This is a genomic window from Paenarthrobacter sp. JL.01a (genome assembly GCF_025452095.1).
GTDB lineage: Bacteria > Actinomycetota > Actinomycetes > Actinomycetales > Micrococcaceae > Arthrobacter.
The window spans coordinates 3135694-3159504 of the sequence record NZ_CP104877.1; the positions used below are offsets into that span (position 1 = coordinate 3135694).

25 protein-coding genes are annotated in these 23811 nt (G+C 62.1%); 9 read left to right on the plus strand and 16 right to left on the minus strand.

Annotated elements, in window-relative coordinates:
* Genes N5P29_RS14705 through N5P29_RS14730 form a run of 6 tightly spaced genes read left to right on the plus strand, consistent with a single transcriptional unit; the run spans position 1 to position 6283 of the window.
* Positions 1 to 1014: a pilus assembly protein TadG-related protein gene (locus tag N5P29_RS14705; protein ID WP_262275595.1), complete on the plus strand. Its 1014-nt coding sequence runs from the start codon at positions 1 to 3 to the stop codon at positions 1012 to 1014.
* Between the two features lie 46 nt (positions 1015 to 1060).
* Entirely contained in the window at positions 1061 to 1807 is a 747-nt protein-coding gene (gene cpaB, locus N5P29_RS14710; protein WP_262275596.1) for a Flp pilus assembly protein CpaB, read from the plus strand.
* Entirely contained in the window at positions 1804 to 3000 is a 1197-nt protein-coding gene (locus N5P29_RS14715) for a CpaE/TadZ family protein (protein WP_262275597.1), read from the plus strand. The genes cpaB and N5P29_RS14715 overlap by 4 nt, the downstream gene beginning before the upstream one ends.
* Positions 2997 to 4439, plus strand: coding sequence for a TadA family conjugal transfer-associated ATPase (locus N5P29_RS14720; RefSeq protein ID WP_262275598.1), 1443 nt, complete (start codon positions 2997 to 2999; stop codon positions 4437 to 4439). Before N5P29_RS14715 ends, N5P29_RS14720 begins: the two co-directional genes overlap by 4 nt.
* Complete coding sequence (locus N5P29_RS14725; RefSeq protein WP_262275599.1) at positions 4436 to 5383, plus strand: type II secretion system F family protein; 948 nt, start codon at positions 4436 to 4438, stop codon at positions 5381 to 5383. The genes N5P29_RS14720 and N5P29_RS14725 overlap by 4 nt, the downstream gene beginning before the upstream one ends.
* Before the next feature lie 9 nt (positions 5384 to 5392).
* Positions 5393 to 6283: a type II secretion system F family protein gene (locus N5P29_RS14730; protein WP_262275600.1), complete on the plus strand. Its 891-nt coding sequence runs from the start codon at positions 5393 to 5395 to the stop codon at positions 6281 to 6283.
* A 125-nt stretch (positions 6284 to 6408) separates the two neighbouring features.
* Here the strand turns inward: N5P29_RS14730 and N5P29_RS14735 are convergent, their stop codons facing one another.
* The 8 genes from N5P29_RS14735 to N5P29_RS14770 form a co-directional block, all read right to left on the minus strand.
* Positions 6409 to 7299 (minus strand): tRNA pseudouridine synthase A, encoded by an 891-nt coding sequence (locus tag N5P29_RS14735; RefSeq protein ID WP_262275601.1) that lies wholly within the window; start codon positions 7297 to 7299, stop codon positions 6409 to 6411.
* Between the two features lie 32 nt (positions 7300 to 7331).
* Complete coding sequence (gene rplQ, locus N5P29_RS14740; RefSeq protein ID WP_144659436.1) at positions 7332 to 7889, minus strand: 50S ribosomal protein L17; 558 nt, start codon at positions 7887 to 7889, stop codon at positions 7332 to 7334.
* A 66-nt stretch (positions 7890 to 7955) separates the two neighbouring features.
* Entirely contained in the window at positions 7956 to 8966 is a 1011-nt protein-coding gene (locus N5P29_RS14745) for a DNA-directed RNA polymerase subunit alpha (protein WP_011775567.1), read from the minus strand.
* Between the two features lie 148 nt (positions 8967 to 9114).
* Entirely contained in the window at positions 9115 to 9516 is a 402-nt protein-coding gene (gene rpsK, locus N5P29_RS14750; protein WP_021472435.1) for a 30S ribosomal protein S11, read from the minus strand.
* A gap of 51 nt (positions 9517 to 9567) precedes the next feature.
* A complete protein-coding gene (gene rpsM / locus N5P29_RS14755) occupies positions 9568 to 9945 on the minus strand; it encodes a 30S ribosomal protein S13 (protein WP_011775569.1) in 378 nt (125 codons plus the stop codon).
* A 195-nt stretch (positions 9946 to 10140) separates the two neighbouring features.
* Positions 10141 to 10254, minus strand: a complete 114-nt coding sequence (gene rpmJ, locus N5P29_RS14760) for a 50S ribosomal protein L36 (protein ID WP_011775570.1) — start codon at positions 10252 to 10254, stop codon at positions 10141 to 10143.
* Between the two features lie 71 nt (positions 10255 to 10325).
* On the minus strand, positions 10326 to 10547 hold the full coding sequence (gene infA, locus N5P29_RS14765; protein WP_009358723.1) for a translation initiation factor IF-1: 222 nt from the start codon (positions 10545 to 10547) through the stop codon (positions 10326 to 10328).
* Between the two features lie 195 nt (positions 10548 to 10742).
* Positions 10743 to 11711 (minus strand): P1 family peptidase, encoded by a 969-nt coding sequence (locus N5P29_RS14770; RefSeq protein ID WP_262275602.1) that lies wholly within the window; start codon positions 11709 to 11711, stop codon positions 10743 to 10745.
* A 255-nt stretch (positions 11712 to 11966) separates the two neighbouring features.
* On the opposite strand from N5P29_RS14770, the gene N5P29_RS14775 reads away from it, so the two are divergent.
* The 3 genes from N5P29_RS14775 to N5P29_RS14785 are packed head-to-tail and all read left to right on the plus strand — an operon-like array spanning position 11967 to position 15176.
* Positions 11967 to 12881 carry a carbohydrate ABC transporter permease gene (locus tag N5P29_RS14775; protein WP_262275603.1) on the plus strand — a complete coding sequence of 305 codons (915 nt, stop codon included), beginning with the start codon at positions 11967 to 11969 and terminating at the stop codon, positions 12879 to 12881.
* On the plus strand, positions 12878 to 13780 hold the full coding sequence (locus N5P29_RS14780) for a carbohydrate ABC transporter permease (protein WP_262275604.1): 903 nt from the start codon (positions 12878 to 12880) through the stop codon (positions 13778 to 13780). The genes N5P29_RS14775 and N5P29_RS14780 overlap by 4 nt, the downstream gene beginning before the upstream one ends.
* A gap of 49 nt (positions 13781 to 13829) precedes the next feature.
* A complete protein-coding gene (locus N5P29_RS14785; protein ID WP_262275605.1) occupies positions 13830 to 15176 on the plus strand; it encodes an ABC transporter substrate-binding protein in 1347 nt (448 codons plus the stop codon).
* A gap of 60 nt (positions 15177 to 15236) precedes the next feature.
* Here N5P29_RS14785 and map read toward each other — a convergent pair whose 3' ends face one another.
* The 8 genes from map to secY form a co-directional block, all read right to left on the minus strand.
* The gene (gene map / locus N5P29_RS14790) at positions 15237 to 16064 is read right to left on the minus strand and encodes a type I methionyl aminopeptidase (RefSeq protein ID WP_262275606.1); all 828 of its coding nucleotides are present in this window, start codon (positions 16062 to 16064) and stop codon (positions 15237 to 15239) included.
* Positions 16065 to 16097: 33 nt separating this feature from the next.
* Positions 16098 to 17009: an NAD-dependent epimerase/dehydratase family protein gene (locus N5P29_RS14795; protein ID WP_262275607.1), complete on the minus strand. Its 912-nt coding sequence runs from the start codon at positions 17007 to 17009 to the stop codon at positions 16098 to 16100.
* Positions 17006 to 18721, minus strand: a complete 1716-nt coding sequence (locus tag N5P29_RS14800) for a class I adenylate-forming enzyme family protein (RefSeq protein ID WP_262275608.1) — start codon at positions 18719 to 18721, stop codon at positions 17006 to 17008. Before N5P29_RS14800 ends, N5P29_RS14795 begins: the two co-directional genes overlap by 4 nt.
* Complete coding sequence (locus N5P29_RS14805) at positions 18714 to 19802, minus strand: cytochrome P450 (RefSeq protein ID WP_262275609.1); 1089 nt, start codon at positions 19800 to 19802, stop codon at positions 18714 to 18716. The genes N5P29_RS14800 and N5P29_RS14805 overlap by 8 nt, the downstream gene beginning before the upstream one ends.
* Positions 19803 to 19912: 110 nt before the next feature.
* Positions 19913 to 20710: a glycosyltransferase family 2 protein gene (locus N5P29_RS14810; RefSeq protein WP_262275610.1), complete on the minus strand. Its 798-nt coding sequence runs from the start codon at positions 20708 to 20710 to the stop codon at positions 19913 to 19915.
* Positions 20707 to 21750, minus strand: coding sequence for a 3-oxoacyl-ACP synthase III family protein (locus N5P29_RS14815; protein WP_262275611.1), 1044 nt, complete (start codon positions 21748 to 21750; stop codon positions 20707 to 20709). Before N5P29_RS14815 ends, N5P29_RS14810 begins: the two co-directional genes overlap by 4 nt.
* Positions 21751 to 21860: 110 nt before the next feature.
* Positions 21861 to 22430 (minus strand): adenylate kinase, encoded by a 570-nt coding sequence (locus N5P29_RS14820; RefSeq protein WP_174754477.1) that lies wholly within the window; start codon positions 22428 to 22430, stop codon positions 21861 to 21863.
* Positions 22431 to 22435: 5 nt separating this feature from the next.
* Complete coding sequence (gene secY, locus N5P29_RS14825; RefSeq protein ID WP_144659427.1) at positions 22436 to 23746, minus strand: preprotein translocase subunit SecY; 1311 nt, start codon at positions 23744 to 23746, stop codon at positions 22436 to 22438.
* Positions 23747 to 23811 lie beyond the last annotated feature (65 nt).

The window sequence follows — 23811 nt, forward strand, 5'->3', positions numbered from 1 at the left end:
ATGACGGCAATGCTTATGGTGGCCCTGTTGGGCATGACCGCTTTTGCGGTTGATGTGGCGATGATGTATTCCGAGCACGCGCAACTGCAGAATGGCGCTGACTCAGCCGCCATCGGCATTGCTCAAGCGTGTGCCAAGAGCGCCAGCTCCAGCGACTGCGCTGCTCCGTCGTCGGCTGCGACCTCCCTGGCCGGCATGAATGCCCTGGACGGCGTCAGCAATGCCCCGGTGGCCTCAGTCAACCTCAGTACCGGGACCGTCGATATCACTACCCAATCACGCAACACCTCCGGGGATAACCATTTCTCCCTGGTGTTCGCCCGCGCTCTTGGCCTGGAAACGGCCGACATCAAAGCAAAAGCACAAGCGAAATTTGGTGGTTTCAAGGCAACCGACGCTTTGCCGCTTACGTTCTCCAAATGTGAGTCGGACCCGAGCTTCACCAAGGGCCTCCAGTTCTTTCCGGTCCATGGGACCAAACTGTCCGATGATCCCGCGTACGCCTGCCCACACCAGTCATCTTCGGGCTTCGAAGTTCCCGGAGGCTTTGGCTGGCTCGATCACACGGGGCAATGCACCATACATCTCGACGTGAGCAATCCTTGGGTCAATTCCAATCCGGGCAATGACTTTGACTCGACCTGCAGTTCCACTTTCGCTTCATGGGAGGCAAAGCTCAAAGCCGGCAAACCTGTTGAAGTTCTTATTCCCGTCTTCAACACTTACTGCCCCGTCAAGAAGGGCTCGGGGACCAACCCCTGCAATTCCGCACCATCCGGCAAAGCCTTCAAGATCGAAGCGTTTGCCCAAATCTCACTGAGTGGCTGGCACCTCAACGGTGGCGGGCCAACATACATGTCCTCCGACGCGGCGGCTCTGCAGAAATCGTTGAAGTTGGGCAACAGTGACACCGGCTTGTTCGGAACATTCATCAAGAAAGTAAGTCTGACGGAGGCCGCGACTCTGGGCGGTCCTACCACGTACGGCGCCTTGGGTGTCCAACTCACTAAATAGCAATCAATCTGGGAGAAAACTCCACGTGCAATAAGGGAGAACCACAATGAAAACACGCCTACTGGGAGGCATAGTAGCCGTCGTGCTGGCGATAGTCGGCACACTGCTGCTGGTCACATATGTACAAGCAGCTGACGCACGCGCGCAAAAGGACCTCCAACCTGTTGATGTCCTGGTCATCCAAAAACAAATTCCCGAGGGGGCCGATCTCCAGCAGATCAAGTCTGCTGTGAAACTCACGTCCCTGCCGGCGGCTTCCGTACCCAATGGGGCACTGAAGTCGCTTTCCGGGCTGGAAGGCAAAGTTGCCGGCGTCGAACTTATCCCCGGTGAGGCCTTGCTCGGCGTCAGGCTGGTGGATCCGAGTAGTCTGGCCGCCCCTGGATCCGTGCCGGTCCCCGAAGGCCTCCAGGAGGTTTCCGTGCAACTGGACGCACAGCGGGTTGTGGGCGGCCGACTGTCCGCCGGGGACACCGTCGGCGTTGTCGTGTTGTTGGGAAACGCAGGGCAAGCAGAAGCCGACGCGTCCGCCGAACTCGTCTTCCACAAGGTGCTGGTGACCAGCGTCCAGCGGGCCACGGCGAAGAACACGAACACCGCCCAGGCCAGCTCTGAGCAGGCGAATACGCAACTCCCCGAGGGTTCCTTCATCGTTACGCTGGCCCGCAGCGACCTCGACGCCACCAAGATCGTCTACGGAGCCAAGTACGGGGATATCTGGCTTACCAAGGAACCCGCAGATGCCAAAGAAAGTGTCCGCGTCACCATCAAGAAAGCAGAGGTGCTCCAATGAGCCGCTTCCTGGTTATTACGGCGGACGTTGAGTTCGAGAGGCGCGTACGGCAGGCGGCCTCTGGCCTGCATGGTGACGTTCAGTCCATCATGGCCGACTATCTACCGCAGGGGCCGGACGACGTTCTACGGGTCCTCTCCGGAGAACTGCTCGAAGTACTCGTGCTTGGGCCCGGCCTCAATGTCGATGATGCCATTCGGTTGGCGAGTCTGTTTGACCTCCAGTACCCCGAAATCAGCGTCGTCCTGGCTGCAGGCAACGCTGCTGAAGTGGCCCTGCCGGCCATGCGGGCGGGTATCCGTGACTTGCTTGAGCCCGCCGCAGACGAGTCTTCCATCCGGGTCCTGCTTGAGCGGGCAAGCCTCGCTTCAGCCGGGCGCAGGCGGGGACTCGGCGCCCAAGTGGACGGAAGCCGGCAAGGTGGCAGGATCATTGCCGTCATGTCACCGAAAGGCGGAGTCGGCAAGACGACGATATCGACCAATTTGGCTGTCGGTCTCGGACGAACCTCCGCGATGAAGGTCGTCATCGCTGATCTCGACCTGCAGTTTGGTGACGTGGCTTCCGGGTTGCTCCTGGAACCCGAAAAGACCATCGCTGATGCCGTCACCGGTGCAGCCGTTCAGGACAGCATGGTCCTTAAGTCGTATCTGACGGTTCACCCTGCAGGTATCTACGCTCTGTGCGCCCCCCGTAATCCCTCCCAGGTTGACCAGATCTCGGCGGAACAGGTGGGGCACCTTCTGGAGCAACTGGCTGAAGAATTCGACTACGTCATTGTGGACACCGCGCCAGGTCTGGGCGAACACGTTCTCGCAACACTGGAACGGGCTTCGGATGTTGTCTGGGTCTGCGGTATGGACATTCCCAGCATCAGGGGGCTCCGCAACGGGCTTGAGGTCCTGGATGAGATTGGATTGGTCCCGGAGCACCGCCACGTCGTGTTGAATTTCGCTGACAAGCGGAGCGGCCTGACGCTGGCTGACGTGGAGGCCACCGTGGGTTGCCCCGTGGACATTACCTTGCCGCGGTCTCGTTCGCTCCCCTACTCAACAAACAGGGGTGTGCCTTTGCTCCAGGACGGTGCAAAGGACGTGACCCTCCGGGGTCTGCGCCAACTCGTAGAGCGCTTCAAGCCTGGCTGGGAAGAACGGCCGCACAAGCAACTGCACAGAAGGGCGGTAGTCCGGTGAGCCTCGCCAAGCGCCTCGAGTCCGCTCGGGGATCAGGACAAGAATCATCTTCGGCCTTGCCCTCGGGCGATCCCTGGGCAATTCCCTCCACAAACATCCCCGACTACCTCGCCGGTTCATCGGCGTCCGGAGGAATCAGTGAGGACTCCAGCCTGGCGCTGGGAGCCGTCAAGGAGCGCACCAGCAACGCACTCTTTGATCGGATGGGTTCCCGCATTTCGGACACGAGCCTTGATGAAGGCGAACTCCATCGGTACGTAAAAGAGGAACTCCGGGCGGTCATCGACGAGGACGATATACCGCTGACGCCATCAGAGCGGCAACGTCTTGTGCAGGAGATCGCGGACGATGTCCTGGGCCTTGGTCCCCTTCAGCGATTCCTTGACGACAAGGACGTCACAGAGATCATGGTGAACGGCGCGGATAAGGTCTACGTCGAGATTGCTGGAAAGCTCCATCTGACCAATGTCCGCTTCACTTCCGAAGAACACTTGCGCAGGATCATCGAGCGGATCGTTTCCAAAGTGGGCCGTCGCATCGATGAATCTTCTCCACTCGTCGATGCAAGGCTTGCCGATGGTTCCCGCGTCAACGCAATCATTCCTCCCCTCGCAGTCAGTGGTTCGTCCCTCACCATCCGCAAGTTCGGCCGCGTACCGCTGACCGCACAGAACCTTGTTCAATTGGGAACCATGAGTCCGGAGATCACGGAACTCCTGCACGCCTGTGTCCAGGCCCGGATGAACATCATCGTTTCGGGCGGTACGGGAACCGGCAAGACTACGCTCCTTAACGTCCTGTCCTCATTCCTTCCCGCGGACGAACGCATCGTTACCATCGAGGACGCCGTGGAACTGCAACTGCAGCAGTCCCACGTCGTGCGATTGGAAAGCCGCCCCAGCAATATCGAAGGAAAGGGCGAAGTCGCCATCCGGGATCTCGTCCGTAACTCGCTGCGCATGCGCCCGGACAGAATCGTGGTCGGGGAGGTCCGTGGCGGCGAGGCACTGGACATGCTTCAAGCGATGAACACCGGACATGACGGCTCCATTTCCACAGTCCACGCGAATTCGCCACGCGATGCCATCGCCCGCCTCGAAACCTTGGTCCTGATGGCCGGGATGGATCTTCCACTCCGGGCCATCAGGGAGCAGATTTCTTCGGCTGTGAACTTGGTCGTCCAGATTTCGCGCTTGCGGGATGGAACACGGCGTATCACGCACGTAACTGAAGTCCAGGGCATGGAGGGTGATGTGGTGACACTGCAGGACGCGTTCACCTTCGATTACTCCGCAGGTATGGATGCCAACGGACGGTTCCTGGGGAGCGCGGTACCGACCGGCGTCCGGCCACGGTTCGTTGACCATTTCGCGAACCTTGGCATCCGTCTCTCACCGGCTGTCTTTGGCTCAGTGCCTATTGGAGGTGGAAAACGATGACTGCCACCAACCCACTGATACTCGTCGCAGGATTAATTCTCGGTCTTGCGGCACTGGCCATCAGCCTGTTCCTCATTCCCCGGTCAAGGAACTCGGAAATCGCCTTGTCGCGGAGACGTCCCAACGGCGGCAATGAAGGTTCGGTGCTGACCCGCGTCACGAATTCGGCGGTCGCGCTGGTGGACAACAGCGTATCGGCCAGCCGCGCCTCGGGGACCAGGATTCTCTTGGAACAGGCTGGTTTGCGAATGCGACCTGCCGACTATGTTCTGCTGGTCATCTGCGGCACGTTCACCGGCGCACTGATCGGCTTTGTCCTCGGAGGCCTCATCGGGATCGTCCTCTTCGCCGTCGGAGTACCGCTAGGCGCCCGCCTCTTTCTGAAGGTCAGGACATCGCGTCGCCGGGCCCAGTTCGAGGCTCAGCTGGGCGACACCCTGCAGATGCTGTCCGGAAGCATGCGGGCAGGCCACAGTCTGCTGCGGGCAGTCGACGCCGTCGCCCAGGAAGCACAGTCACCCACACGGGACGAATTTGCCAGAATTGTCGGCGAAACACGCCTGGGGCGGGACCTGCGGGATGCATTGATGGACGCTGCGGCCCGTCTTCACAGCGAGGATTTCCTGTGGGCCGCACAGGCCATTGAGATCCATCGCGAGGTAGGCGGTGACTTGGCTGAGGTGCTGGACCATGTAGGCGAAACAATTCGCGAACGCTCTCAGATCAAGGGCCAAGTCCGGGCGCTCAGCGCAGAGGGTCGCTTGTCGGCATACATCCTGATAGCGCTGCCCACGGGCATGTTCTTCTACCTCTGCCTCTTCAACGGCACCTACATCCGGCCCCTGTTCACCAACCCCATCGGGTGGGTCATGTTGGTGGTGGCCGTCATCCTTCTGGGCGTGGGCACGTTCTGGCTCAGCCGCGTCGTCAAGATCAAATTCTAGGGAGCGACCATGAATCTCATCGCTTGGGCTGCCGTTGCACTGATCGTTCTTCCCATCGCATTCATGGCATGGGCCTTCATTTCAGTGGACCGGGCCGGCCTCGCAACTGTCCGTACCAACTTGGGCCGCAGCGCCGGAGCCACCGCCGAACTCGGACCGCAGTCCTCCAGGGAAACCCTGAAGCGCCTCGCTGCCCGGATTACTCCCCAGGGGTATGCGGTATGGCTCGACAAGCTACTCGCAAGGCTGGGACGTCCAGCCGGTCTGCCGCTGGGACGTCTGCTCGTCCTCAAGCCTGTCCTGGCTCTGGCCGCCGGTGCCATCGGGCTCATGTTCTTCCTGCGGGCACCCTCCGGTCCAGGTTTCCTGTTGTACCTTGGCGTCATCCTGGTGGTCTACTTCATCCCGGATCTTCTCATCCACGGCCGCGCAGCCGAGCGCCAGAAGGCCATCCAGGCTGAGCTGCCAAACACCCTTGACCAGATGCTCATCTCCGTCGAAGCCGGACTCGGCTTTGAAGGGGCCATGGCACGGGCAGGACAGAATGGATCCGGACCTCTGTCCATGGAAATGTTGCGCACCCTCCAGGACATGCAGGCTGGACGCAGCCGCAAAGAAGCGTACGTCGCCCTCGCTGACCGCGTCGATGTCCATGATCTCCGGGCCTTCGTCGGCGCAATCGTCCAGGCCGACGCTTACGGTATTGCCATCGCCAATGTCCTCCGAACCCAAGCCAAGCAGATGCGGGTAAAGAGGCGTCAGAGGGCTGAGGAGCAGGCCATGAAACTGCCTGTCAAAGTCCTGTTCCCACTGATGTTCTGCATCCTGCCCGTGCTGTTCATCGTGATCATGGGTCCGGCAGTCCTCAACGTCATGAATAACCTGGCAGGTTCCTTCTAGGGTTCCAGCCAGACCACTGACCGGCACTTCGCGGATCCCAGACCACGGAGTGCCACAACGGCCCCCTTCCGGTACCCAGAGCCGGGAGGGGGTCCTCCAACGTCCGGGGGCCGTACGACAAAAGGCTACTCGCGCCGCGCCCGCGTCAACTCGGCCCGGGCCAGCAGCTCACTGTCGGACGGGTAGGCGACTTCCTCCAAAACCAGCGGATGTGGCGCAGCCAGCGCGGATTTTGCATCCCGCTTCCGCTCAAGCAGCCGCTCGTGAAGCCATATGGGAGGCTCCAGCCCCTCCCCCACTCGCAGGGTTGATCCGACCAACGAACGCACCATGTTGTGGCAGAACGCATCAGCCTGCACGGTGGCCACAATGACGCCGTCACTCCCCCGCGCAAACGAGAACTTCTGCAGCTCACGGATGGTGGTGGCACCCTCCCGGGGCTTGCAGTACGAGCGGAAATCCTGGAGCCCCAGCAAGGACTGAGCACCTTCGTTCATCAAGGAAACATCCAGGGGCACCTTGTGCCAGAGCGTGATGCCACGAAGCACCGGATCCCACCGCCCCGGACCGTCGGCAATCCGGTAACTGTACCTGCGCCACAACGCCGAAAAGCGCGCGTCGAAACCTTCCGGCGCCAGACCGGCGTCGTGCACTTCCACTGCACCGGTGAAGTCGCCCAGGACGCGGCTCAAAGCGCCGCGGAGCCGCCGCAAAATTGCGACGGCGGGATCAAGTTCCTGTCCTCGCGGCAGTGACAGCCACTCGGCTTCGGTGACGTCGAAGTGGACTACTTGGCCGCGGGCGTGGACACCGGCGTCGGTCCGGCCGGCGACGGTTACACGTACACTGCGCTGCAGGAGCAAGGCCAGAGCTTCTTCAAGGGAGCCCTGCACGGTCCGCAGGCCCGGCTGCATTGCCCACCCGCTGAAAGGGCCGCCGTCGTAGGAAAGATCAAGCCGGACACGCAAAAACCCGCCGCCCCCCAATACGGGGGCAGCGGGTTTTCGTTCGTTCATAGACTCAAGTCTACTGTGAAGAATTCAGTGAATTACTTCTTGTCCTCAGCGGCCGGAGCCTCTTCGGTTTCAGCAACTTCAGCGTCAGCAGCTTCGGCCTCAGCGGCCGGAGCCTCTTCGGTTTCAGCAGCTTCGGTCTCTACAACCTCTTCCTCGGCAGGAGCTTCGGCAGCCGGAGCAGCCTTGGCAGCGGCAGCGGTTGCTTCAGCAACAACGGCCTGCTTCGGGGAAACCGGCTCGAGAACGAGCTCGATGACAGCCATGGGAGCGTTGTCGCCCTTGCGGTTGCCGATCTTGGTGATACGGGTGTAGCCACCATCGCGGTTGGCAACGGCGCCGGCGATGTCGGTGAACAGCTCGTGGACAACGCCCTTGTCGCTGATCAGGCCGAGAACACGGCGGCGGGAAGCGAGGTCGCCACGCTTGGCGAAGGTGACCAGACGCTCTGCGTACGGCTTGAGGCGCTTGGCCTTGGTGACCGTGGTGGTGATGCGCTTGTGCTCAAAAAGAGCAGCTGCCAGGTTCGCGAGCATCAGGCGCTCGTGAGCCGGGCCGCCTCCGAGGCGCGGACCCTTAGTGGGGGTAGGCATAGTTATTTCTCCTGTTATGAGAGCCGGTCAGGTCCATTGCTGGACCTGGCGGCCAAGATCTGCTGTTTAGAGCTCGTCGTCGCTGAACGCGGCGTCGTCCTCTTCGATGGCTGCGGCGCGGGCTGCGAGATCGAAACCGGGAGGGGAGTCCTTGAGGGACAGACCCAGTTCGACGAGCTTTGCCTTGACCTCGTCGATGGACTTCGCACCGAAGTTACGGATGTCCATCAGGTCAGCCTCGGAGCGGGCAACGAGTTCACCCACGGTGTGGATGCCCTCACGCTTGAGGCAGTTGTAGGAACGGACCGTGAGGTCCAGATCCTCGATCGGCAGAGCCATGTCCGCTGCCAGGGCAGCGTCCGTCGGCGACGGGCCAATCTCGATACCTTCAGCTGCGGTGTTCAGCTCACGGGCCAGACCGAACAGTTCCACCAGGGTGGTGCCTGCGGAAGCAACAGCATCGCGCGGAGCGATTGCCTGCTTGGTCTCGACGTCGACAATGAGCTTGTCGAAGTCGGTGCGCTGCTCAACACGGGTAGCTTCCACGCGGAAAGTTACCTTCATGACCGGCGAGTAGATCGAGTCGACCGGGATACGGCCGATCTCGGAGTCGCCGGACTTGTTCTGAGCTGCCGAAACGTAGCCACGGCCGCGCTCGATGGTCAGTTCGAGTTCGAACTTGCCCTTCGAGTTCAGAGTGGCAATGTGCAGATCCGGGTTGTGGAATTCGACGCCGGCCGGCGGAGCGATGTCCGCGGCGGTGACGACTCCGGGGCCCTGCTTGCGCAGGTAAGCAACAACCGGCTCGTCGTGCTCGGAGGAAACCGAAAGGTTCTTGATGTTCAGGATGATCTCGGTGACATCTTCCTTGACACCCGGAACCGTGGTGAACTCGTGCAGCACGCCATCGATCCGGATGCTGGTTACAGCAGCACCGGGGATGGAGGAGAGCAGGGTACGGCGGAGGGAGTTTCCGAGGGTGTAACCGAAGCCCGGCTCCAGCGGTTCAATGATGAAACGGGAGCGGTTCTCGGATACAACTTCTTCAGACAGGGTGGGGCGCTGTGCAATGAGCACTTAGGTTTCCTTTCGGCGAGCATCCGCTATATGACGCAACACAGGTGGTGGAAATCGGCTTCGGTTTCCAGCCTGACCAGCCGGGCCATGCTTGTGGACGGTCAAACCATCCACAGCAGGCCCGGCCAGTCAGGCAGGGTGAACCTAATTAGACGCGGCGGCGCTTCGGCGGGCGGCAACCGTTGTGGGCGCTGGGGGTGACGTCCTGGATGGAGCCAACCTCGAGGCCAGCAGCCTGAAGCGAACGGATTGCGGTTTCGCGTCCCGAACCTGGTCCCTTGACGAAAACGTCAACCTTGCGCAGACCGTGCTCCTGAGCGCGCTTTGCAGCAGCTTCGGCAGCCATCTGGGCAGCGAACGGGGTGGACTTACGGGAGCCCTTGAAGCCAACCTCACCGGCGGAAGCCCAGGAGATCACAGCGCCAGTCGGGTCCGTGATGGACACGATGGTGTTGTTAAAGGTGCTCTTGATGTGCGCCTGTCCAAGCGCAATATTCTTCTTATCCTTGCGACGCGGCTTACGAACCGCTCCACGAGTCTTCGGGGGCATTGTTTCTCCTACAGAAAGTTATCGGGGGAAAACCAGGTCAATCCCGAGGGATTAACGTCCGGCCTTCTTCTTGCCGGCGACGGTGCGCTTCGGGCCCTTGCGGGTACGAGCGTTGGTCTTCGTACGCTGTCCGCGTACGGGCAGGCCCTTGCGGTGGCGCAGGCCTTCGTAGCTGCCGATCTCAACCTTGCGGCGGATGTCAGCGGCTACCTCGCGGCGAAGGTCACCCTCAACCTTGTAGTTGCCTTCAATGTAGTCACGCAGCTGAACCAGTTCGGCGTCAGTCAGGTCCTTGACGCGAACGTCAGCGCTGATGCCGGTGGCAGCCAGGGTTTCGTGTGCACGGGTCTTGCCCACGCCGTAGATGTAAGTAAGCGCAATTTCCAACCGCTTTTCGCGGGGAATGTCTACGCCAGCGAGACGAGCCATAGTGGCGGTACTCCTTGAATAAACCGGAGGTCGTAGGCAGTACACCCGCACTATCCATGCGGCCCCAGCCTCCGACCGGGGGTTCGCTGACCAGGCTCTGTGAAGCAGTCCTGGCACAGCTTGTGCTGCCTTTATTTACTTGCGTGGGCTAGCAACCCAGGTTTGCCCTTGCGGGCGCTGATTCCCGGAAGGGAATTAGCCCTGGCGCTGCTTGTGGCGCGGGTTCTCGCAGATCACCATGACCCGGCCGTTACGGCGGATCACTTTGCACTTGTCGCAGATCTGCTTGACGCTCGGCTTGACCTTCATGGCGTTCCTTTGCGTGTTTTGCAGTTGATCTGCTGGAGCGGCTTGGGCACTATTGCCTGCCGCCCAGCAATTTACTTGTAGCGGTAGACGATACGACCACGTGTGAGGTCGTATGGGCTCAGCTCCACCACTACCCGGTCCTCTGGGAGAATCCTGATGTAGTGCTGACGCATCTTCCCAGAGATGTGTGCGAGAACGATGTGCTTGTTGGTGAGCTCAACACGAAACATCGCATTGGGCAGAGCCTCAGTCACAACGCCCTCGATCTCAATGACCCCGTCCTTCTTGGCCATATCCTCCGCTAACTGTTGTTTGCCGCCGTCCTTCGATGAGGCACCGAAGATCCAACGGACGTTTTTTGTTTGCTTGACCGCCTTGGAACCGCGACACCAAAAAGGGCGCGGCTGCACAGACAACCAACAAATAACTCTACGCCACTCAGGCTGGAAAGTTAAATCCGACCATGGTAGCGCACGTATCCCCGGTCGTCACTCCCCCGCAGGTCGAAAGGCAGGGAAGCTGCCCACCGCCGTCGTTATGCTTTCGGCCGCCTCCACACCGTCCAGGATGGCCAAGCGGACCGCTTCGGCCGCCGCGCTTTGCAGGGTAATCAGCGATACCTGCCGCGCCTGTTCGCTGCTTCGGTCAAGGGCGACGGCGCCAGTCGCCAGGGCGAAAACGGTGTCGCCGTCCGCCAAAGTGTGGGACGGATCAAGCGCCCGCGCCAAGCCCGCATGCCCGGACGAAGCAGTCCTCTTGCACTCAGCCACATCCAAAACCGCATTCGTAGCGATCACCACGAGCGTCGTGTTCAGTGCCGCTGGACCTGCCGCCCTCTGCACGCTCGGTCGTTCCTCGCTTAGACGCGCGCTGCGGGGCGCCAGTCCCACCGGCGAACCCAACGCGTTGACCACGGCGATGGCTCCAACGACGACGCCACCCTCGAGTTCGATTGACGACGTTCCGACACCACCCTTGTACTGTCCGCGGGCAACGACGGCACCGGTACCGGCACCAACGTTTCCGCGTTCGACGGCGGCATGGTCACCTGAGGCGAAGGCCGCGGCAGCTGCCTGGTAACCCATCTCCTGGTCGGGTCGGGCGTGCGCGTCGCCACCGCGGCCGAGGTCGAAGATGGCAGCGGCCGGAACAATCGGAACCACGGTGCCGGGGACGGCGAATCCCCGCCCTTGTTCTTCGCACCATCGTTGGGCGCCATGGGCCGACACCAGACCGAAGGCACTCCCGCCGGTCAGCACCACCGCGTCCACCGTCGAGACCAGGGTGGTGGGGTCGAGGGCGTCCGTCTCATGCGTTCCCGGGCCTCCGCCGCGCACGTCAACCGATCCAACGGTTCCCACAGGCGGAAGGACGACGGTCACGCCACTGAGCCACCCGTCGTCGTTCTTCTGCACATGCCCAATCCGGATGCCCTCAACATCGGTGATCGACTTCATGGCTCCATTCTCCACCCCGGCACCATCGGCTGTCCGTAACAAAACGGGAGCCGAACCTCAAATACGAATGCGCGGGTAACGCCCGGTGAACGATCCCGGAAGTGTAAGACAACTCTCGCTACGGAGGACACTTTTGGCGCTGGAGGCCATGGCCAATGTGGTGAGCTAGGCCTGTCTTCGCCGCCCCTGTGAGGGAGCAGGCGCCCCCGCATTCGCCGAAACCGTGAGTACTACATGACTGCCCCTTTGATAAACATGAGCAGCGCCGCGCCCGTTCAGGCACGGCCGCGCTGGTCCGGCCGGAGCCGCAAGGATTTCGTGGTGTTCCTGGCCATGGCCTTGCCAAACCTGCTGTTGATCGGAACCTTCACCTATTGGCCCCTGATCAACAACATCTACTACTCCACGCTGGACTGGACCCTTGGGTCAGCCAAGGCCACGGTGGTGGGGATGCAGAACTACGTCACGTTCTTCACCAGCGAGGATGCTCCCAAGGTCCTGGGAACCACGGCAACCTTTACTGTGCTGACGGTAGGCGGCTCCATGATCCTGGGCTTGCTGGTCGCCTTGGCCTTGAACTCAAAAGTCCGGGGCACCACTTTCGCCCGCTCTGCGGTGTTCGCGCCCTATGTGTTGTCAGGCGTCGGCGTCGGCTTGGTGTGGTTGTTCATCTTCGATCCCGGGTACGGAGTCCTCGCCTGGATTCTCCGGGGCCTGGGCCAACAGAGCCCGCAGTGGATCAACGACCCCCAACTCTCACTGGTGATGGTGATCATCGTCTACGTGTGGAAGAACCTGGGCTACTGCGCCGTGGTCTTCCTGGCGGGGCTGCAGTCCCTTCCCCGCGATGTGATGGAGGCTGCCGCATTGGACGGGGCCAACAGTGTCCGGCGTTTCTTCTACATCTCACTGCCGCTGCTGTCCCCCACCACGTTCTTCCTTCTGATCACCACCATGCTCAGCTCCTTGCAGGCCTTCGACCTCATCCGCATCATGACACCGCTGGGCAACGGCACCAGCACCCTGATCTACGAGGCCTACCTTCAAGCCTTCGGTGCGTACAACAGGGCCGGCTACTCGGCCGCGATTTCGGTGATCCTCTTCGCCATCCTGCTGATCATCACCGTCCTCCAACTGCGGTTCGTAGAGCGAAAGGTCCACTACTCATGAGCGCCCCGGCACCGGTCCTGGTTCGTGAAGAAACCGAACAAGCCGCTCCTCCCGAACGTCCCCTGTCCAGGTCCAATCTCCTCCAGACAGTGGCAACGGGGTATGTCCCGCTGATCATCGCCACCCTGGTGGTGTTCCTGCCCTTGTTGTGGATGCTCCTGAGCTCCTTCAAGCAGCCCGGCGAGATCGTCACCATGGATCTGAAGATCCTCCCGGAGACGCTGAACCTGCAGAACTACGTGACAGCCATGACCACGGTCCCGTTCGCACAGTTCTTCGCCAACAGCCTGATCGTCACCGTGGTGGGATCGTCCATCAAGGTGGTCCTGGCAATCCTCACCGCCTACGCCCTGGTATTCGTGCGTTTTCCGTTCAAGAACGTCATCTTCATGTTGATCCTGGTGGCCCTCATGGTCCCGGCGCAGGTCTCGATCCTGCCCAATTACATCCTGATCGCCGGTATGGGCGGCAAGAACACCCTGTGGGGCATCATCCTGCCGGGGCTTGGCACCGCGTTCGGAACCTTCCTCCTGCGCCAGCACTTCCTGACCTTGCCGCCGTCGATCCTTGAGGCCGCGGAGATTGATGGGGCAGGCCATTGGCGCAGGCTGTGGCAGATCATCGTCCCTGTGTCCGTACCGTCCATCGCCACGGTGGCACTGGTGACCGTGGTCAGTGAATGGAACGACTACATCTGGCCCCTGATCATCACCGACCGGCCCGAAACAATGACGCTGCCCGTTGGCCTGACCTTGCTCCAGAACTCCGAAGGCAACGGCGCGGGCTGGGGAATCCTCATGGCCGGAGCGGTACTGGTGATCGTCCCCATCCTGCTGGTATTCGCCGCACTCCAGCGCTACATCGTTGCCGGGCTGACCCAAGGCAGTGTCACCGGTTGATTCTCCACCGCATTATTCGCATCAACGTCAGTTATTGAGAGGAAGCACCATGAGCACCACCCTTGACCGCCGCCATTTCCTGGGTCTGGCGGGCCTCGGAGCCGGAGCTGCGGCCCTCGCCGCTTGCGGCGGACCGTCGACGGCGGGTACGGCAGACGCCGTCGACACCGGAACCATCGACTTCAGCGGCGTAAAGCCGGCAGCCTCCATCGACTTCTGGACCAACCACCCCGGCAAGTCGCAGGACGTGGAGAAGGCCATTATCGATAAGTTCCACGCCAAGTTCCCGGACATCAAGGTCAACCTGGTCACCGCCGGGGCCAACTACGAGGAAATCGCCCAGAAGTTCCAGACTTCCCAGGCGGCCAAGACCGGCTTGCCGGCCCTGGTGGTCCTTTCCGACGTCTGGTGGTTCCGCTACTTCTCCAACGGCAGCATCATCCCCCTCGATAGCCTGGTCAAGCAGCTCGACATCAAGATCGACGACTTCCAGAAATCACTGGTGGACGACTACAAGTACGACGACAAGCAGTGGGCACTGCCGTACGGCCGTTCCACCCCGTTGTTCTACTACAACAAGGATCACTTCAAGGCAGCGGGCCTCCCCGACCGCGCACCGGCCACGTGGCAGGAGTTCGCGGAGTGGGCCCCGAAGCTCAAGGCCACCTCAGGGGCCCAGTACGCCTACATCTACCCTGCCCTCGCCGGCTACGCCGGGTGGACGCTGCAAAACAACCTGTGGGGCTGGGGCGGCGGCTGGTCCAAGGGCTGGGACATTACCTGCGACTCCAAGGAATCGGTGGCAGCGCTTCAATGGGCCCAGGACTCCATCTACAAGGATGGCTGGGCAGGTGTTTCCTCCAAGGAAGCAGCTGACGACTTCGCCGCCGGCATCACGTCCTCCACCATTTCCTCGACCGGCTCACTCCTGGGCGTCCTGAAGGCAGCGAAGTTCAATGTCGGCGTCGGATTCCTGCCCGGCGGTCCCGAGGCCCCCAGCGGCGTCTGCCCCACCGGCGGTGCCGGTCTGGGCATCCCCAGCGGCATCACCAAGGAAGAGCAGCTGGCCGCTGCGACATTCCTCAAGTTCATGACCGAGCCGGAGAACACTGCTGCATTCTCCGCCGCTACCGGCTATATGCCCACCCGGGTCTCGGCTGACATGTCCGCTGTCCTCGCGGCGACGCCGCAGATCAAGACAGCCATGGACCAGCTCGCAGCCACCAAGGTCCAGGACAACGCACGCGTGTTCCTACCGGGCGCGGACCAGGAAATGGCCAAGTCGGCAGCCAAAATCCTCACCCAGCAGGGCGACGTACAGGCCACCATGAATGAGCTGAAGAAGACGCTTGAAGGCATCTACACCAAGGACGTCAAGCCGAAGCTGAAGTCCTGACCCTGTGGGACAAAGCAAGAGCGCGGCTACTGCAGTAGCCGCGCTCTTCTTATTCAGGTGCTACGGGATCGGGACAGGAACGACGCCGAGGGGCGCCAATTGTGCGGCGCCTCCATCGGGGGCGGACAGTACCCAGATGCCCTTTTCGTGGACAGCTACCGAATGCTCCCACTGGCAGGAACGCTTGCCGTCTGTGGTGACGACGGTCCAGTCGTCGTCCAGCGTGGCGGTTTCGATGTCACCGCGAACCAGCATGGGCTCGATGGCAAGGCAAAGCCCGGGACGGATCTTGGGACCACGGTGGCTGGTCCTGTAGTTCAGGACATCCGGTGCCATGTGCATCTCGGAACCGATGCCATGGCCGACGTAGTCCTCCAGGATGCCAAGGGGCTTGCCGGGGACAGACGAGACGTAGTCATCGATTGCGTTCCCGATGTCGCCTACGAACTTACCCTTGGCCAGCGCCGCGATACCACGCCACATGGCTGCTTCGGTGACGTCCGAGAGGCGCTGGTCTTCAGGGTCCGCGGTGCCCACGATGACCGTCCGTGCCGAGTCGGAGTGCCAGCCATCAACGATGCAGCCACCGTCGATGGAGATGATGTCGCCGTCCTGGAGAACGCGCCCGCCGGGGATGCCGTGGACCACTTCCTCGTTCACGGAGGTGCAGATCGTGGCCGGGAAGCCGTGGTACCCGAGGAAGTTGGACTTGGCACCGGCGTCGTTGAGCACGGCGGCAAAGACGTCGTCCAGGTCCTTGGTGGTGACTCCGGGCTTGGCAGCGGCAACGGCAGCATCCAGTGCCCTGCTCAGGACAAGCCCGGCCTGGTGCATGGTGCGCATCTGCTCGTTGCTCTTGTATTCAATGCGGGGCTGACCGAACGCCATGTTCTCCTCTGGAAGGTTTGCGGTTGGGACCGATCAGGCCCCGTGCTCCAACCATTTTCCCGCATCGGAGACCGTGGTCGAAATTGGCTCGATTCCCAGCTCGTGGCGCAGCCGGTCCAAGCGATAGGTTCGCTGTTTCCCCACTTGGCTGACTGCGTAGCGGGTGACCTTCGGAGCGCGGCCGCTGACCCGGGAAACTGACTCCGAAACCGCTGCGAGCGCCATCGCCGCAAGCTCGGGAAGGTAGGCGATGGGGACACCGGAATGGCCTGAGACGTCCAGGACCTGCCGCAGGACGTTCCCCAGTTCCACGGGTTCGGCATCTCCGACATTAACGGCGCCCTGGACAGTGGACTGGCAAGCGGCGAGAACAGCACGGACGAGGTTGTCCACATGCGTCAGCTGGTGTTTCACCCGAGGGTTTCCCACGCTGATCAGCCGTCCGGCGGTGATGTTGCCAACCAGGCGGGGAAGGAGCGTTCGATCCCCCGGACCGTATACAGCATGCGGGCGCAGGGCGACCGCGTTGGAGTGCCTCCTCGCTTCCACATCGGCGAGCGCCTTGCTGCGGCCGTAGGCATTCAGGTGCCGTGAAGCCACCTCGTCCTCGGCGCGGTCCATGCATGGTTGCCACCAGGGATAGACGCTGGAACTTGAGATGTGTACCAGTCGTGTGTCGGCGAAGGCCTCCGCAACTGCCCTGGTTCCCAACACGTTTGTCCGGTGAAAGAGTGCCGCGTCTCCCCAATCAGCTACGTGGGCGCCGGCGTGGACCACCGCATCCACGACCGGATGCCGGGCGGGCGGCAGCCCGGCCAAATCCCAATAGCGCAATCCCTCCCCCGGTCGGCGGGCATAGCGCACCACCTCCCATCCACGGGCTTCGGCACCACTGGCCACCGCTCCACCGATGAACCCCGTTGCACCGGTGACTGCGATTCTCACGTTTCCGCCCTTGGGACGTGGCGGGCAGCGAACATCTCCCGCAACGCCACCCGGTCAGGTTTGCGGTGCCTTCCCGAGGCAGGAAGAGCATCAAGGACTTCGATGTGGTCCGGCAGCGCTGACTCGTCGATGATCTTGGGAAGTTCCCTGCCCAAGCGGGCCTTGAGGGCATGGGCGGGCTCATCAGGACCGCCGACGACGGCCAGCCAAACGGCCTCGTCGCCGATGCTGTCCGGAACACCCACCATCACGGCCTGCCGCACACCGCGTAGCGCCGCGACCAATGGCTCGTACAACGCCGGATAAATGTTGGTCTTGCCCCTGATGATCATGTCCTTCTTGCGTCCGATCATGACCAAGCGGGGCGCCCCCGTTCCGCCATGGTCCAGCCGCACGAGGTCGCCGGTGGCGTGTTCCACCATGCGGTCCTGGCCGAGGTAGCCGTGGCACATGTTCGGACCGCTGGCGAACAGCTCGTGGTCTGCGGCTACCCGGATTCCGACGGCGGGCAGCGGCTCGCCGAGGAAGTCGCCTTCTCCACTGCCGTCGGGAGCCCTGAACTCCGCCTCGGTCCCGGAGGCGAAGGCCAGCTTCTCCCGCCCGTCTGCGATGGCGATGGGCAATACCTCTGTCATTCCGTAGATCAGTTTGAACTCCACATCCGGCAGGAGCTTGACCGCCCTTTCCAGGAATGGCGCAAGAATTGGCGCGGCCCCGAGCATTATTGTCTGCAGCGTTCCGGGAAGCTGCACGGAGCCCTCTTCGACGGCGTCCAGGATGGGCGCCAGCTGTGAGGGAACCAGGAAGAGGTGCGTGGCGGCGTCGTAAGCTGTGCCGTGACCGGACGCAGGACCCAACTCTGCTGCCAGCCTCAGCGGATCGATGTGCGCAGAGAAGCCGTAACCGGGCATGGTCCAGTGAGCACCGGCGATCAAGGCCGGCAGGCCCATCATGAGCTGCTCGGAGTGGATGCGGTCACCCTCCCCGAAGGTGCACCGGGTGGACAACTGTTCGAAACCCGCCGCGAGCGAACCCCGGGTGTGGACCACGCCTTTGGGTGAGCCGGTGGTGCCCGAGGTGAAGATGATGACCGCTTCCTGTTCGGTCACCTCAGCGTCACCGGTCCTCACGTCCCGGTGCGCAGGGGCCGCTAGTGCCTTGACAGGCGAAGCACCGCGGGGCACGCCCGGCAACCATGGCCCGGAGTAGTAGTGCCGGACGTCCATCGCTCCGTAGTCGGGGAGGAGGAGCCCCCGTCTGCGTGCGATCGGGCGGAGCGGGCCCTTGGCACTGAGGGCATACAGGAGGGACTCGGAGGCAGCCCAGCGCGGCGCGGCAAGCTCCGCACGGTCCCGAAAGAGAGCAGGCCCGATTCCGGGGTCGATAAAGACGACGGAACCACCGGCCCGCACCACGCCCAGGGCCAGAATGAAGGCTTCCGGGCTGGGGCGGACGGAAAAGAGCATTCGCTCCCCTGAGCCGAATCCGTCATCCTGCAGCCGCCGGGCGGTTGCCTCGATGCCAGCCACCAACCCGCGGTACGTGATGGTACGACCTGGCCGTACGCCGTCGTTCCTTTGCCGGGTCCAGCGCGGCGGCCTCTTTCCTGGTGCCGTGATGGCGGGACGCTCGGGGACGCGTTCAGCGGCGGCATACACGGCGCTGATCAAGTCCGCAGTGGGGATTGAGCGGGCAGGCACTTCCTCAGGCATGGGCCAACTCCAACCTCCGGTAACCAGGTATCAGCACTCCCCTGCTCACCTGGCGCGCAGCAATCCTCCACGGCCGCTGACCGTACAGATCAAGCAGCAGCTCCAGGGTCGAATTGATCTCGGCCATGGCGAGCGGCATTCCGATGCAGAAATGCGGACCGGCACCAAACCACAGCTGGCGTGCCTCCTGGGGAGTCGGCCGGGAGGGATCGAAGTCCCCAATGCTTTTGGCGGCATGGATCGTGGAGAGCAGGATCCGGTCTCCTGCGGCCACCTTTGTGTCGCCAATCATCCCGTCGCCAATAGTGTCCCGGAGCATCATGGGCGAGGGAACCGTGAAGCGCAGCGACTCGTTGACCGCTGCGGGAACGGCGGAGCGGTCCCGGGACAGTTCGCCGAGCTGTCCACAATCGGCTATCAGCGCCACCAATCTCGGCACGAACGACACCAACGTCTCGGTGCCAACCATCACGAACGCGCTGATGATGCCCATCGCCTCATCCTCCGACATACCAAGTCCATGCAGCCTGCCGGGGAAGGTTCCCGGGTCGCCTTCCCTGTAGGCCACCCGCACAGGACCGGCCAAAACCTCGACGGCGGCCTTTCCCTTGGCCACCTGGCCCGCCGTAAGCGACGGCCGGCCCAGGCGGACAAGGGAGGAGATGGAGGAACCGAGGTCGAAGAGCTCCCTGTCGGCCAGCCTGCCCGGGGCATCCGCAGGGATCCCCAGCAAACGGGAGATGACACCACCGGCCAGTTCCTTCACGCAGTCCACCAGATCCACCCGGCCCGGTGTGTCCAATCCGCCGCGGACGCGTGCCTCCAACGCAAGGGCCGCCGGTTCCACAATGCCCGCAACGGAACGGGGAGTGAAGATCTCTGCCAGACGACGGCGCAGGAGCCTGTGCTCCTCGCCGTCCATGTTGAGCAGCGCTTTCGGGCCCACCACGGGAGTCCACAGCGCTCCCGAACCCGAGGGGCCGTTCTTCACGAAGAGTTCCTGGTTCATCAACACTTCGCGGACCAGCCCGGCCTCGCTGACCAGCACTCCCAACCCTGGAAGCCTCAGCACGGGACGCATTCCGCCCAACCCACGGATCACCGGATACAACACCGGGTGCGCTCCGAGGTGAACGCGGCGCTCCCACCGTTCCGCTGTGTTGCGCGCGCGCTGAGGTCCGGCTCCGCCCATCACCGGATGTCCACGTGTTCGGGACGGTACCTATGGTCCGCATACCAGGCCAGCGTGTTCTTCAGTCCCCACGCCTTGACCCGGCGGGAGGATCCGAACACCACTACGTCGCGTCGCAACGCGTACCTCCGCGTCAGCTTCCGCACCCGGTTGGACAACGCCCGGTCCTCGTGGAGGTCCTCGATCCTGGTCCTTGGAAAACCACCCGAGCGGTGGTACATCTCCGCTGTGATGGCCATATTGCACCCCGGAAGCATCTGGTAAGGGCCAAGGTACCCCTCCCCTTTGTTGCCGGGTCGGACCTTGCCGAAGAAGGAAGCCACCTCAACAGCGAGCAACATCATGAGACGTTCGCGGCGCGTGATTCCCTCGTCTTCGCGGGGAATCAGTTGGCCGGCCACCAGCTCCAGCCCGTCATCGAACGCGGCCATGATCCGCGCCGTCCAGTTGGGAGCAGCCAGGCAATCGGTATCTGTACGCGCCAACCACCGTGCCCCGTGCTCGACGCCAAAACGCATGCCGGTATCAGCTGCCGCGCCCGTGCCCTTTTCGGCATCGTGCAGCAACCTGATGTCCATGTCCGGATGCTCCGCGGCAAAGGCAGCCACGATGCCACAACTGCTGTCCGTAGATCCGTTGTCCACTACCACCACAGTGAAGTCCCGGAACGACTGTGCAGCCAGGGATTCCAGCGATTGCCGCACAAGCTTCTCTTCATTAAGCATCGGCATGGCGATGCACAGTTCGCGTGCAGGACCTGTGCTTGTCAGCCCCGTGTCCGGCTCCAACGTGCTCACAGCCGCACCACCGCCATTCCCAGGCTCACGCCGCCGCCCAGGCCTACCAACGCCACGAGGTCGCCCGGACCCGCGCGGCCACTGTCGAGGGCAAGCTTCAACTGCAGGGGAAGGCTGACCGATGCCAGGTTGCCGAATTCCTCCACAGAATGCACCAGCAACCCGGGCGGTACGCCGGCACCGTCTGCGAAGATCTGCCGGTACGGTGCACTGACCTGGTGGACGCAGACCACGGCAAAGTCAGTCCATGCAAGCCCCAAGGCCTCAAGAGTCTCATCAAGCAGCTCCGAGCCAAGGTCGAGGAACGCGTCCTTGAGCTTTTCACCGTCCATGGCGAAATAGCTGGCCTCCGGATCACGGGGAAACGCCGACCCACCCGCTGCCAGGGTCCCCACGGACCAGTGGCTGCTTCTGGCAGTGAAAGCCGTAGCGATGATCCCTGCTGCATCGCCGGCAGCTTCCCCAGGCTCTACCGCCGGCTCCAGCAACACTGCAGCGCCGCCGTCGCTCATGGTGTAGCCGGGAAAGCTGGAGGCGAACGTCGGGAAATCCGGAACCGACCACCGCACGGCCCGCGACGGCGACTCGCCCGTGGCGACCAGGATCCGGGCATAACGTCCGCTGCCAATCAGGGCATCTGCAACCTCCATGCCGTTCAGGAAGCTGTTGCAGGCATTCTTGACGTCCATGACAGGGCAGGACAGTCCCAACTTTGCGGCCACCATATGCCCCGTCGCAGGCTCAACCATGTCCTGGCTGGCGGAGGCGAAAATGAGCAGGTCAACATCCGGAGCCTGGAGCCCGCATTCCGCCAGGACCTTGGCAGCAGCGTTGGCGGCCAGGTCCGAGGCCTGCTCTGTATCGGCCATGACATTCCTGGACTGGATGCCGGTGACCCTGCTGATGAGGCCTTTAGGGACCCGGAACCCGGGACTGGACTCGGCAATGCGGCGTTCGACGGCGGCAGTGTCCAGGCGCGTCGGTGGCAGGTAGACCTCAAGCCCCGAAATGCGGCTGTGTCCTGACAGAGCTCTCTGCATGCGCTTCCCCCAAGAATGTGCCGCGTCAAAAGAAAAGGGTGTGTCCCGCACCTTATGGTACGGGACACACCCTTTACTGAAGCTCCGGTCGCCCGGCTATGTGGAAAAGCCTAGACAGCCTTGGCAGACTCGATGGCCGTGAGCACGCGGTCGGTAACTTCATCGATACCGCCGATCCCATCCACCTGGGTGAGGATGCCACGTTCGGCATACTTGGCCACAACGGCTTCGGTCTGCTCGTGGTAGAGGTCGAGACGGTGACGGATCACGGTCTCGTTGTCGTCCGAGCGGCCCGTTTCCTTGGCGCGGCCAAGGAGCCGTGCGACCAGTTCTTCGTCGTCAGCGGTCAGCTGGAGCACGACGTCGAGCTCCTGCTCACCCTCAGCGAGGATCTGGTCGAGGTAGTCAACCTGCGCGGTGGTGCGCGGGTAACCGTCCAGGAGAAAGCCGTTCTCGACGTCGCTCTGGCTCAGGCGGTCGCGAACCATGTTGTTCGTGACGCTGTCCGGAACGAAGTCGCCGGCATCCATGTACTTCTTTGCTTCAATGCCCAAAGGGGTTTCGCCCTTTACGTTGGCACGGAAGATGTCGCCCGTGGAGATGGCGACTACGCCGAGGCGCTCGGAAATCCGCTCAGCCTGTGTACCCTTGCCCGAACCGGGAGGTCCAATGATCAGCATTCTCGTCATCGCAAAAGCCCTTCGTAGTGACGTTGTTGTAGCTGCGCATCAATCTGCTTGACGGTCTCCAGGCCAACACCCACCATGATCAGGATTGACGTGCCACCGAACGGGAAGTTCTGGTTGGCGTTGATCAGGACAAGTGCGACCAGCGGAATCAACGCCACGAAGCCCAGGTAGAGGGCTCCCGGCAAAGTAATCCTGGAGAGCACGTACTGCAGGTAGTCCGCGGTCGGTTTACCCGCCCGGATGCCCGGAATGAACCCGCCGTACTTCTTCATGTTGTCCGACACTTCTTCAGGGTTGAAGGTGATGGCCACGTAGAAGTAGGTGAAGAACACAATCATGGCGAAGTAAAGCGCCATGTAAATGGGATGGTCGCCACGGGTGAGGTTGTTGTTGATCCACTCAACCCATGGAGCCATCTGCTCCCCTGGCTTCGGCTGGTTGAACTGCGAAATCAAGCCGGGCAGGTAAAGCATGGAGGAAGCGAAGATGACAGGCACGACGCCGGCCATGTTCACCTTGATGGGGATGTAGGTACTGGTACCGCCAACAGTGCGGCGGCCGATCATGCGCTTGGCGTACTGCACCGGAACACGGCGCTGCGACTGCTCAACGAAGACCACAAGGGCAACCGTAAGAAGACCGATGGCCAGAACGATGAAGAAGGTGCCCGGGCCCTTGGTCTCCCAGATGGAGCCCAGTGAGCGGGGGAAGCCGGCTGCGATGGAGGTGAAGATCAGCAGGGACATGCCGTTGCCGACACCGCGCTCGGTGACAAGCTCACCCATCCACATGATCAGGCCGGTGCCTGCTGTCAGCGTGATGATGATCAGGAGGGTGGTGATGATGCTCTCATCGGGGATGATCGGCAGGTTACAGCCGGGAAGCAGCTGCCCGGACCGGGCCAGGGACACCAAGGTAGTGGCGTTCAGCAGACCCAGGGCGATGGTGAGGTACCGGGTGTACTGCGTCAGCTTGGACTGTCCCGAGGAACCCTCTTCGTAAAGCTGCTGGAACCGGGGAATAACCACCCGGAGCAACTGCACGATGATGCTCGCCGTGATGTAGGGCATGATGCCCAGGGCGAAGATCGAGACCTGCAGCAACGCGCCGCCGCTGAACAAGTTCACCAACTGGTAGATGCCCTGCGAGGTGTCACCGTTGTTCAAGCATTGCTGGACATTCTGGTAGTTCACACCAGGCGAGGGGATGAAAGCTCCCAAGCGGAAGATTGTGATGATTCCCAGCGTGAACAACAACTTGCGTCGCAAATCAGGCGTCCGAAACGCCCGGCCGAATGCGCTTAGCAAGCGTCCTCCTGAGTAGAAAGTACAAGGATGTGGTCGGGCTCAATGAAACCCAACAACCGAGTCTA